General features: G+C 64.4%; 9 protein-coding genes. 3 read left to right on the forward strand and 6 right to left on the reverse strand.

What is annotated here, in order from left to right:
- Position 1: 1 nt before the first annotated feature.
- The 5 genes from ACQR1E_RS18990 to ACQR1E_RS19010 form a co-directional block, all read right to left on the reverse strand.
- On the reverse strand, positions 2 to 598 hold the full coding sequence (locus ACQR1E_RS18990) for an RNA polymerase sigma factor (RefSeq protein ID WP_315749230.1): 597 nt from the start codon (positions 596 to 598) through the stop codon (positions 2 to 4).
- A 162-nt stretch (positions 599 to 760) separates the two neighbouring features.
- Positions 761 to 1,411, reverse strand: coding sequence for a ChrR family anti-sigma-E factor (locus tag ACQR1E_RS18995; protein ID WP_315749232.1), 651 nt, complete (start codon positions 1,409 to 1,411; stop codon positions 761 to 763).
- The gene (locus ACQR1E_RS19000) at positions 1,408 to 1,953 is read right to left on the reverse strand and encodes a sigma-70 family RNA polymerase sigma factor (RefSeq protein WP_315714900.1); all 546 of its coding nucleotides are present in this window, start codon (positions 1,951 to 1,953) and stop codon (positions 1,408 to 1,410) included. The genes ACQR1E_RS18995 and ACQR1E_RS19000 overlap by 4 nt, the downstream gene beginning before the upstream one ends.
- 205 nt (positions 1,954 to 2,158) lie before the next feature.
- Positions 2,159 to 2,779 carry a GTP cyclohydrolase I FolE gene (folE, locus tag ACQR1E_RS19005; protein ID WP_315714899.1) on the reverse strand — a complete coding sequence of 207 codons (621 nt, stop codon included), beginning with the start codon at positions 2,777 to 2,779 and terminating at the stop codon, positions 2,159 to 2,161.
- Between the two features lie 90 nt (positions 2,780 to 2,869).
- Positions 2,870 to 4,606, reverse strand: a complete 1,737-nt coding sequence (locus ACQR1E_RS19010; RefSeq protein ID WP_315749234.1) for a methyl-accepting chemotaxis protein — start codon at positions 4,604 to 4,606, stop codon at positions 2,870 to 2,872.
- 583 nt (positions 4,607 to 5,189) lie between these two features.
- Here ACQR1E_RS19010 and ACQR1E_RS19015 point away from each other — a divergent pair.
- Together ACQR1E_RS19015 and ACQR1E_RS19020 are read left to right on the forward strand one after the other, a co-directional pair.
- Entirely contained in the window at positions 5,190 to 6,776 is a 1,587-nt protein-coding gene (locus ACQR1E_RS19015; RefSeq protein WP_315714897.1) for a B12-binding domain-containing radical SAM protein, read from the forward strand.
- 394 nt (positions 6,777 to 7,170) lie between these two features.
- Positions 7,171 to 9,528 (forward strand): efflux RND transporter permease subunit, encoded by a 2,358-nt coding sequence (locus tag ACQR1E_RS19020; protein ID WP_434897425.1) that lies wholly within the window; start codon positions 7,171 to 7,173, stop codon positions 9,526 to 9,528.
- Positions 9,529 to 9,848: 320 nt separating this feature from the next.
- Here the strand turns inward: ACQR1E_RS19020 and ACQR1E_RS19025 are convergent, their stop codons facing one another.
- On the reverse strand, positions 9,849 to 10,343 hold the full coding sequence (locus ACQR1E_RS19025; protein WP_315737293.1) for a hypothetical protein: 495 nt from the start codon (positions 10,341 to 10,343) through the stop codon (positions 9,849 to 9,851).
- Positions 10,344 to 10,819: 476 nt separating this feature from the next.
- Here ACQR1E_RS19025 and ACQR1E_RS19030 point away from each other — a divergent pair, with 476 nt between their 5' ends.
- A complete protein-coding gene (locus ACQR1E_RS19030; protein ID WP_315714894.1) occupies positions 10,820 to 11,056 on the forward strand; it encodes a hypothetical protein in 237 nt (78 codons plus the stop codon).
- Positions 11,057 to 11,087: the final 31 nt, after the last annotated feature.

The following is an 11,087-nucleotide window of genomic DNA, read 5'->3' on the forward strand; positions in this document are numbered from 1 at the left end:
ATCAGGCGGCCGCCGCGGTAACCGCGTGGGCCTGGCCAAGACAGTCCTTGCGCACCGTGAGCAGGCTGCGATGCAGCCAGGTCTTGATGGTGCCGACCGGCACGCCAAACCGTTCCGACAGACGCGTCCGGCTTTCGCCCTCGAGATAGGCGAGCGCCAGCAGCCGTCGGCGCTCCTCCGGCAGCCGCCCAAGCGCCTCGCGGGCGATCGGTTCCGCCAGCGCGTAGTCGAATTCGTCGGCGGCGCTGTCGGCGGGATCGGGGATCGCGAGGGCCTCATCGAGCTCCGAGGTCGGCACGCCGGTGGCGCGCAGCGCGTCGATCGCGGTGTTGCGCATGATGCTGCACATCCAGGTGATGGGCGAGGCGCGCGTCGGGTCGAAGCTCGCGGCATGCCGCCAGATCTTCAGGTAGCCATCCTGCAGGATGTCGTCGAGGTCAGCCGCGGACGGCAGCAAGGCGCGCACGGTCTTCCGCATCTTCAAGATCGTTGCAGCATGGAGCTCGGCAAAGGCTTGCTCATCGTTGCGTCCGGCACGGGCCAGCAGGCTGCCAAGATGCGCGACGCAACCCTTCTGATCCGCGCTTGCTGATCGCATCATTCTCCTCCATGCGCTCTCTCTGAACGGAAACGGGTCAGAGTCAGATGCGGATCACCGCCAGCGTGCTGTCGGTATCGCGCGGAGGGAAGTGGCGAATCGTCCAGCCGATCTAGCTCGTCTTGATTGCTCCGCGGCGGCACGCCACGATGCGATCAGAGCTCAGAGCCGGACGAAGGGGCTGATGAGGCGGCCGAGCAGGCCGTGCATGCGCAGGTCGCCGGTCATGGCGACGAGGCAGAGGCAGGGGCCCTCGTCACCGACCACCGGACGATGGTCGACCTCGTCGTCGCCATAGTCGAAGTCGCCGGGTCCGTAATAGCCGCCGAGATGGCTGAAGCTGCCCTTCAGCACGCAGGTCAGCTCATTGCCGGAATGCGTATGCTCCAGCATCCGCGCCCCTGGCTCCGAGCGCAGCAGGAAGGCGCGCGATTTGCCGGTGCCAGGCAGCAGGATCGGGCGCATGCTGATGCCGGGTGCCACGCGCCGGCGCTTGCCGATCTTGCAGCGCTTGACCATCTCGGGCAGGTCCGCGAGCTCGGGATCGTGCTCGGCGACCTCGCTCACCTGCGGCGCCGCCTGCGGGCGTCGATCGATGCGGGCCATCACGGCATCGAAAGCATCCGCGCCCGTCGCGATCGGCTCGGCCGCGTCCAGCGAGGCGCCGGCGAGCTGCTCGATGGCGCGGACGAAGCGCTGGCATCGGCCGCAATCGGCGACATGGACACCGACGACCAGCCGCTCGGCCTCGTCGAGCGCACCAGTGGCGAAGTCGGCCAGCAGGTCTTCCGGCGGGTGGTGGCTGATCGTCATGTCGCGTCGTCCAACAGGTCTCTCAGGCGATTCATCGCCAGTCTGATTCGTGACTTTACCGTACCCAGCGGCAGGCCGAGCACCGCCGCGATTTCCGAATGCGGTCGTTCCTCAACGAACGACAGGCGGATCACGGTGGATTGCTCCGCCGATAATCTTTCGATCGCGGCCGCTACCCGTGTGGCATCTTCGACACGCGAGACGATCTGGTCGGCTGCGGGCGTCGGATCGGCTTCCTCGTCGCGCCCCACTTCTCTGCTCAGCCGGCTGTCGCGGGCGGCCTTGCGCACGGCGTCGATCCGCTGGTTGCGCGCGATCGTGAAGATCCAGGCGGCCGCGCCGGCCGTCGACGGATCGAATTGCCCCGCCTTCGTCCACACCGCCACCATGGTGGATTGGGCGATTTCCTCGGCGTCGTCGGCGTTGCAGCCGGTCTTGATGAGGAAACCTTTGATGCGGGGCGCAAAATGCGCGAACAGGGCCTTGAACGCCTCGCGGTCGCCGCGCGCGGCGACGCGTCCGATCAATTCAGCCCAATCCACAGTCGCCTTCGGCCCTCTGCTCACATTCACCTTGGTACGGGCGCCCAAGGCCCGTGCAAATCGATGCCGGGACGATGCCACGTTCCATTGCGCTAATCCAGCCGCTCTCATCGCGTGGTCATGGTCCCCGGCACGCATGCTTGATCCCGGATAACGTGGCTCATGGACGGCTGGATCACAGCGGGCGGACGATTTTCCGTGCCCCTCAATCCTTCAGATCGGAATTGACCATCGCCAGGAACTCCTGGCGGCTCATCGGGTCGGTGCGGAAGCAGCCGAGCATGCGGCTGGTGGTGAGATCGACGCCGTGCTTCTTGACGCCGCGCGAGCTGATGCAGTGATGGGCTGCCTTGATCACGACCGCCACGCCCTGCGGCTGCAGCACCTCGTCGATGATGTTGGCGATCTCGGCGGTCATGCGTTCCTGGATCTGCAGCCGGCTGGCATAGGCCTCGACGACCCGGGCGAGCTTGGAAATCCCGACCACGCGGTTGCGCGGCACGTAGCCGACCCAGGCGCGGCCGATGATGGGCGCCATGTGGTGCTCGCAATGGCTCTGGAACGGGATGTTCCGCAACAGCACCATCTCGTCGTAGCCGGCGGTCTCCTCGAACGTCTTGCGCAGATACTCCTCGGGGTTCTGCTCATAGCCGGAAAAATAGCTCTTGTAGGCCCGCGCGACGCGGGCCGGGGTCTCGGAGAGACCCTCGCGTGACGGGTCCTCGCCGATCCAGGTCAGGATGGTGCGGATGGCGTCCTCGACGTCATCCTGGGTGACCGCAACCGGGTCGCAGGCGAACGGAAGTTTCTTGGCTGTCTGGCGCACGATGGCTCTCCAAAAACCAAGAAACGGTTCCGGTGTCGGAACGGATCACGTCTTGTGGGGGCGATTTCCGCAACCGATGGCTCGCCGCCGTCAGCTCGCCTTGCGCAGCCGCATCTCCGCAGACGGACCCGAGCGGAGGTTCTGGAAGAACTTCTCGACCTCGTTGGCGAGCGTCTGCGCGGTCGCGTTGAGGTCGCCGGACGCCGACAGGACGGAGGCGGCGGCTGTCGAGGTCTCGCTGATGGCGTCGCGGAGCGAGTCGATGTTCATGACCAGCGTCTGGTTGCCCTGGGCGGTCGACTGCGCGTTGGTCGAGATCTCCCGCGTCGCCTGGTCCTGTTGCTGGATGGCATTGGAGATGTTCGAGGTGATCTCGTTGATGCCGCGGACCGCCTGGCCAATCTCGCGGACGGCGTCGACCGCGGTCTTGGTCGAGGCCTGGATCAGGCCGACGTTCTGGCTGATCTCCTCGGTCGCCTTGGCCGTCTGCCCGGCCAGCGCCTTGACCTCGTGAGCGACCACGGCAAAGCCACGGCCGGCCTCGCCGGCGCGGGCGGCCTCGATGGTCGCATTCAGCGCGAGGAGATTGGTCTGCTCGGCGATGGTCTGGATCAGGGTCAGTACGCCGTCGATGCGCTGGGTGGCGGCGGCAAGGCCCTCGATCTCCGTGACCGACTTCTCGGTGCGTTGGCCGGTCTGCTCGACGGCGCCGGCCGACTGCCGGATCTGCCGGCCGATCTCCTCGACCGACGTCGACAGCTCCTCGGCGGCGCTGGCGACGGCGGAGACGTTGGTCGAGGCCTGCGACGTGGCGCCGGCCGCGGTGACCGCGCGCTCGTTGGCATCGGCCGTCAGCCGCGTGATCATCTCGGCGGTTTGGCGCATCGCGGCGGCGTTCTCGGTGACGGTCCGCATCACGCTGCTGATCGCGGTGCGGAATTGCTCGACCGCGGTCTCGATGTGGCGGGCCCGGGCTTCGCGGATTTCCGAGTCCTGCGAGACCTGGACATTGAGGTCGCGGTTATGGGCCATCGCCTGCTGGAACACGCCGATGGCGCGGGCGAGCTCGCCGATCTCGTCGGCCCGTCCGGCATGCGGCACCTCGACGTTCTCGGCGCCGGTCGCGACCTGGCGGATCGTATCGGTGATCTGCGACAGCGGCCGAGCGATCGAGCGGGCGATGATCACCACGCCGGCTGCGACCAGAACCAGCATCAGGCCGCCAAGGCCTGTCAGCACGAGCGAGAGCTTGTTGTTCAGCGCCGTTTCCTCGGCGATCTTTCCTGCGCGCTCGACATAGACTTTGGACAGCGCCTCGAGATCCGTGTTGAGCGCCTTGCGCACGGAGCGATTGGCATCGTTGTCGCCCCACTCGCGTCCCGCAGCCGGGCTGATTTCATTGGCGCGGCGGACCAGTTCGGCGCGGAATTCGACGAATTGCTCGATCCGCTTCTTGAATGTTGCGAATTGCTGGGCGTCGTCGGCCTGGACGATCGCCTGCCACTTGTCGACGACCTTCAGGATCTCGGCGTTGAACTTGAGCAAGCCGTTGCCGTATTGCTTCACGACGGCCGGGTCTGTCGACATATAGACGCCGCGCGACTCCATGACGACGGCATAGACGAGGCCGTTGACCAGCTGAACGTTGTGAGCGGCGAGATTGGCTGTCTCGATGGCTTTGATGAGCTCCGTGGCCCGCCGCGAGTTGTAGTCGGACAGCCAGGTGATTGCGGCGGTCAATAGCGCAAACAATGCAAAGATTGCATAGAGCTTGACTGCGATGGACTGGCGCGTGGCCGTCTTCGTTGACGTCGGGCGTGAGGTCATGAGGTGAGATACCGCAAGTTTTTGCTACGACGGAGGAGGCGCTTGATTGTTAATAGTTATGCAAAACCTTCATGGAGAAAGCGTTAAGTGGACATCGTCAGTATTATGCAACCACAGCGTACTTTGCTTGGCGTTTCAATCGATTAGTTGGTGCTCCGCAGCAGGGGCGGGCGCCGGGGCATCCGGTCGACTACGGAGGGCATGCGCCATTTCGAGGCCCCGCGTTCCCCTGCAAATGCATTGCAAACCAGTGGCCGCGCGCACGCGCGCTCCGCAATTGGTTCGCCGGTCGGAGACAGGCGGGAGCAGTCGTCGCGCTCGACCGATCAATTATCCATCCGATTGGAACTTTGGATCGCCCTTCGCATTCCGCCATCCGTATTGCGATGCATCGGATCAGGTCGCCTCGTCAGGACGCGTCGGATCATGCCAGGCAGCGTGAGCATCTGGCACGCGGCGGGGACGTCGCGCCTTGCGACAGGAGCGGAAGGCGCGATCGCACTCAACTTTTCCGGAAGGGGTAGCGAAGCCTTATCTTCGGCCGTAAGGTAACCGGTTAGCGGGTTGTCGCGAGGGGCAGTCGATGAGATTCGAGGGCATCGAAACGGTACGTCGCATTCTCTGTGTGTTTCCGCGCTACACCTCGTCGTTCGGAACCTTCGAGCATGCCTATCCGCTCACCGACGGCATCCAGGCCTTCATGCCGCCGCAGGGGCTGCTGCTGATCGCGGCCTATCTTCCAGGTTCCTGGCAGGTGCGCTTCATCGATGAGAACATCCGCCCGGCGCAGGACGAGGATTTCTCATGGGCCGAAGCGGTGTTCGTCAGCGGCATGCACATCCAGCGTCAGCAGATGAACGACATCTGCCAGCGGGCGCACGCGTTCGACCTGCCGGTCGCGCTCGGCGGCCCCTCGGTCAGCGCCTGTCCGGACTACTACCCGAGCTTCGACTATCTGCATGTCGGCGAGCTCGGTGATGCGACCGACGAGCTGATCGCGCGGCTGGCGCGGGATCCGTCACGGCCTGCGCAGCAGGTCGTGCTGCGGACCAACGAGCGGGTGGCGATGACCGATTTCCCGGTGCCGGCCTACGAGCTCGCCGAGGTGAAGAAGTACTTTCTCGGCAGTATCCAGTATTCCAGCGGCTGCCCCTATCAGTGCGAGTTCTGCGACATCCCCGGCCTCTATGGGCGCAACCCGCGCATCAAGTCGCCGCAGCAGATCATCGCCGAGCTGGACAAGCTCAGGGAATGCGGCGTCACCGGCTCGGTCTATTTCGTCGACGACAACTTCATCGGCAACCGCAAAGCCGCGACGGAGCTGCTGCCGCATCTGATCGAATGGCAGAAGCGCACCGGCTATGTGATGCGGCTCGCCTGCGAGGCCACGCTCAACATCGCCAAGCGGCCCGAGATCCTGGAGAAGATGCGTGAGGCCTATTTCATCACCATCTTCTGCGGCATCGAGACGCCCGATCCGGATGCGCTGACGGCGATGCAGAAAGATCACAACATGATGGTGCCGATCCTGGAGGGGATCAGGACCATCAACAGCTACGGCATGGAGGTCGTCTCCGGTATCATCATGGGGCTGGACACCGACACGCCGCAGACCGCGGACGCGCTGCTGCAGTTCGTCGAGGAGAGCCGGATCCCGCTGCTTACGATCAATCTGCTGCAGGCGCTGCCGAAGACGCCCCTGTGGGATCGCCTCGAGCGCGAGGGCAGGCTGGTCCACGATGACGGTCGCGACTCCAACGTGAAATTCCTGATGCCCTATGACGAGGTGGTCACGGCGTGGCGGCGCTGCATGGAGGTGGCCTATGAGCCGGAGCGGCTGTTCGCGCGCTACAAGCACCAATGCGACACCACCTATGCCAACCGCATCGAGGTACCGGTCAGCGACGAGATGAAGAGTTGGCCGAACATCAGGCGCGGCCTGGTCATGATGGGCAAGATCTTCTGGAAGGTGGGCGTGCTCGGCGACTACAAGCGGCCGTTCTGGCGCTTTGCCTGGAGCCAGCTCAAGCGAGGCGAGATCGAGAATTTCATCGCCGTGGCGTTGATCGCGCATCACCTCATCATGTTTGCGCGCGCCGCCTCGCGCGGGCATCAGAACGCGTCGAACTACTCGATCCGGCTGCGCGAGGCCGCCCTTCCCGCAGGGTGATGGTCCTCTGTGGAACTGGGGGCGGCGGGTGGTGCTCGCCAGCACCGGCTCGCGGCCTGCCCAGAGCAAGGGACGGCTCGGTCGGATACCGGTCCTTGAGTCGTTCAGGTTTCGAGGCCCCGCGTCCGTCGGGGCCATCCACGCTCTTTTCAAGCACGGCAGAATCGTGGCGTGATCGGAAGCCGTGGCGGCTCGCCGTATTGTGTGGCCGCGCATGGTTGCGGCCGGGGAGTGAACCCTGCTAGATCGCCTCGACGAATTTTCACGTGTTTTCAAGGATTAGCTTGGGCTGCGGGCCACAATGCGGTCATCTCTGCTTCGCTGAGCGGCCTTATTTCTGCCCTATGCGCTCAGGCCCTCAGAATTGGGCCGCACCCCAACCACTGGACACCGCATGCTGGAAGTCAGGCACGACAACGAAGTCCATGTCGAGAAGGTCGAGCACCGGCCGGCCGACAGCATCGCTTTTGGCATCGAACGACTCGGCCTCCTCGCGGTCAAGGCGCCGATCTTCTCCTGCGTCGTCCTGCTCGTCCTCATCGTGGCGGCGGTGTTCGGCATCAAGCGCATCCAGATCGACGATTCGCTCAGCCAGCTGTTTCGCTCCGACAGCAAGGAATTCCACCAGTACGAGGAGGTGACGAAGAAGTTCCCGGCCGAGGAATTCGACGTCCTCGTCGTGGTCGAGGGCCAGACCTTGCTGGCCCGCCAGAACCTCGAGAAGCTTCGTGACTTCGTGACCGACCTGCAACTGGTCGAGGGTACCCGTGGCCTGGTGTCGCTGTTCTCGGCCCGTCAGGCGCCGGCGCCCGGCAAGCTGCCGGCAGCGCTGTTTCCGTCGGATCTGCCGGAGGGCGAGGCCTACGACAAGTTCATCGAAACGGTGAAGTCGAACGAGATCATCCGCGGCAAGCTGTTGTCGGAGGACGGCACGCTCGCCCTGATCGTGCTGTCGCTCGAGCCCAAGGTGGTCGCCTCGAACGATCTCGGGAAGGTGGTGGGCGACATCCGGAAGCTGATGGCGGAGGACCTCGCCGACACCGGCCTGAATGTCCAGCTTTCCGGCGTGCCGGTCATGCAGCTCGAGATCCGCAACGCGGTGGAACGCGACGGGCTGACCTACAACATTCTCGGCATTCTCGCCGGCTGCATCATCGCCATCATCTTCTTCCGCAAGGTCTCCTTCATGATCGCAGCGGCGTTTCCGCCGCTGATCGCGATCATGCTCGCGCTCGGCGCGCTCGGCTGGGCCAATTTCAATCTCAACATGTTCCTGAACGTGATGACGCCGCTCATCATGGTCATCAGCTTCTCCGATTCGATGCAGCTTACCTTCGCCGCCCGCGACCGCCTGATCGCGGGTCAGGACAAGGTGACGGCGTTCAAGAACGCCGTGCTGGTCGTCGGCCCGGCTTGCGTGCTGACCCACGCCACCGCCGGCATTTCCTTCATCGCCCTGCAGTTTTCCGACAGCGACCTGATCCGCAAGTTCGGCGAGGCGGGGCTCGCAGCCACCATCATCGCGCTGGTCGCGGTGCTGTCGCTGGTGCCGGTGTTCGGCGTGCTGCTGGTGCGCAACGAGAAGACATTCGCGGTCAAATTCCAGGGCGCCGACGCCGGCGTCCAGGCGCTGCGCAATTTCTGCTACTGGATCGCGGTGCGCATGGTCGGCCGTCCCGGCCTGTTCAGCCTGATCGCGGTGGTGTTCGTCGGCTCGCTCGCGGTGGTGTATTCGACCCTGGAGCCGCGCTATCGCCTCGCCGACCAGGTGCCGGACAAGCAGCAGGCGGTTGCAGCAAGCAACCGGCTTGATGCCAAGCTGACCGGCGCCAACCCGGTCAACGTGCTCATCCAGTTTCCGAAGGGCGCCTCGCTCTATGCGCCGGAGACGTTGCAGACGATCGCCGACGTCCATGCCACCGTCGAAAAGACTGCTGGTGTCGGCAACGTCTGGTCGGTCGAGACGCTCCGGCGCTGGCTGGCCGAGAAGGCCGGCTCGTCGGATACGGCGACGTTGCAGGAATACGTCAATCTGATCCCCGAGCACCTCGTGCGCCGCTTCATCGACAAGGAGCAGGACGCCGTCGTGGTCGCCGGCCGTGTGCCGGATGTCGATTCCAGCCAGCTGCTGCCGGTGGTCGACAAGCTCGACCGCGAGCTCGATGCGGTGAGAAAGAAGCATCCCGGCTATGAAATCGCCGTTACCGGTCTCGCCGCCATCGCCGCGCGCAACTCCGCCGGCATGATCGAAAAGCTCAACCATGGGCTGACGATCGAGTTCGCGCTGGTCGCGATGTTCATCGGGCTGGCCTTCCGCTCCTGGGTGGTGATGCTCGCCTGCATCCTGCCCGGCATTTTCCCTGTCGTGATGTCGGGCACCGTGCTGTGGGCAATGGGTGAGGGGCTGCAATTTGCCAGCGTGGTGGCGCTCACGGTCTCCTTCGGCCTTGGCCTGTCGGCCACCATCCACTTCCTGAACCGGCTGCGGATGGAAAGCGCTCCCGGCGTCAGTGCCGCGGTCGCGGTGGAGCGTGCCACCGTACTGGTCGGACCGGCGCTGATCCTCACCACCGTGGTGCTGGCCTGCGGCCTGGTCGTCACCGTGTTCTCGGATCTGCCGTCGCTGCGGCTGTTCGGTTGGCTCAGCGCTTTCTCGATGGTGGCGGCGCTGTTTGCCGACCTCTTCATCCTCCGCCCGACCGCGATGTTCCTGATCAACCTGTCGCAGAAGCTGAAGCGCAAGCCGCTTTAGCCCAGGCTGTTGCGTAAACCAGGGCCGTCATCACCGGCGAAAGCGTGTGATCCAGCACGCCGCGGCCTATCGGTTCAATCAGGACAGCCTCTGGAATACTGGAGCGCCCGGTCCCGTCTGCGCCTTCGGCTTCGACGCGGCTATGAGTTCAAGGGCGCGCCGGAGCTTTAGCGAAGGCGGCAAGCCGGGCGACGACAGCGGCGGGTCTCATTCGTATCCGACGGCTGCGGAAGCACCGCAAAACAAAACGGCCCTGACATTGTCAGGGCCGTTTGCGCATTCGACTGCCCGTGAGCGCGCGACGCGCTCCGGTCCAAGGATCAGGTCTTCGACATCGTGATGTTGACGCCGCGGATCTCGCCCTTGGAGGAGATCTGCACGACCTGCTTGTTGCCGCTGGTCCTCAGGGTGATGCTGGCGGCGAAGCCGGCGGCCTGCACGAACACGTCGATCTGGCCGTTGCCGGCGGTGCCCTGCAGCTCGCCGTTCACGTTGCGGCTGGATTCGCTCCAGTTGCCGGAGATGCGATCGCCCTGGCTGGTGACGTCACTGGTCAGGAGGAACTTGTAGCTGTCGCTGGCGCATTGCAGACTCTGCTTCAGATTGGCGCCGGCCACCTTGTAGCTGGCCTTGCAGCGGATGCGCTCGGTGGTGCCGTCGGACAGCGCGACCGTACCGTTGCCCGACCACGACCCGTCGAAGCCTGCGAACGGGCCCGACTGAGCCTGAACCGCGGTCGCCGCCACGAACAATGCCGCTCCGAGACCGGCGGCCTTGACGACGCGCCCAGAGAAAGGTGAGCCGAACAGTTTCATATCGAGTTTCCCATCCAAAATGACACCGCTGTGTCGGCGTACGCCGCCGCTTCGAACACTTGGTGTTCTCGCCGAAGGTTAGGTTCAAATGACGGCCGGTCGGGCGCTGCGACCGGATGCCATGATGCCCGCCGACACCGTGCGACGGGTCGGCGCCGAATGGTCGTCCTCGCAAGACGGCTGCACGCAAGCCGCCTCGACGGCGCTGCATCTAACGGTCCGCGCGGCATGCTTGCAACAGCCAAATGCGAAAAACGTGTTCCGAGAATAACGCCCTAGTATCAACGCCTTGTTTGTGCCAAAGCTGTGATCTCCGAGCTTGATCCGCTCGGGATCATAGGGCGCAAATTTGGCCGCATTTGGCAGCGTACCTCCGGCGCTGGGGGGCTTGCGGTCCTTGCCAAACCAAACAGGTGTTTCCCGGGCAGCATCGGCGATCCGGGAGGTCTCCTCTGCTGTCAAAATGAAGGAACACGATGCGTAAGATTTTCCTGGCACTTTCCCTGCTGTCGTCGGTGTCCGTTTCCACCGGTGCGTTCGCGCAAGGCCGCGGCGGCACGCCCGAAGAGCAGGCGGCCTGCACGCGTGACGTTCAGAAGTTCTGCCGTGCCGTCATCGATCAGGGTGACTTCACCATTCTGGCGTGCCTCAAGGAGAACCGGCCCAAGATCAGCCCGGCCTGCGACCAGGTTCTGAAGACCCACAACCAGTAAGCGGTTGCCGTTCGGAACGGTTGTTTCCGAA

Source organism: Bradyrhizobium sp. HKCCYLRH1030 (genome assembly GCF_051168395.1).
Taxonomy (GTDB): Bacteria; Pseudomonadota; Alphaproteobacteria; order Rhizobiales; family Xanthobacteraceae; genus Bradyrhizobium.

What these genes read in the sequence shown, in the direction of transcription:
- ACQR1E_RS18990 (WP_315749230.1), bottom strand. Translation starts at nt 598, where the DNA reads ATGCGATCAGCAAGCGCGGATCAGAAGGGTTGCGTCGCGCATCTTGGC.
- ACQR1E_RS18995 (WP_315749232.1), bottom strand. Translation starts at nt 1,411, where the DNA reads ATGACGATCAGCCACCACCCGCCGGAAGACCTGCTGGCCGACTTCGCC.
- ACQR1E_RS19010 (WP_315749234.1), bottom strand. Translation starts at nt 4,606, where the DNA reads ATGACCTCACGCCCGACGTCAACGAAGACGGCCACGCGCCAGTCCATC.
- ACQR1E_RS19015 (WP_315714897.1), top strand. Translation starts at nt 5,190, where the DNA reads ATGAGATTCGAGGGCATCGAAACGGTACGTCGCATTCTCTGTGTGTTT.
- ACQR1E_RS19020 (WP_434897425.1), top strand. Translation starts at nt 7,171, where the DNA reads ATGCTGGAAGTCAGGCACGACAACGAAGTCCATGTCGAGAAGGTCGAG.
- ACQR1E_RS19025 (WP_315737293.1), bottom strand. Translation starts at nt 10,343, where the DNA reads ATGAAACTGTTCGGCTCACCTTTCTCTGGGCGCGTCGTCAAGGCCGCC.
- ACQR1E_RS19030 (WP_315714894.1), top strand. Translation starts at nt 10,820, where the DNA reads ATGCGTAAGATTTTCCTGGCACTTTCCCTGCTGTCGTCGGTGTCCGTT.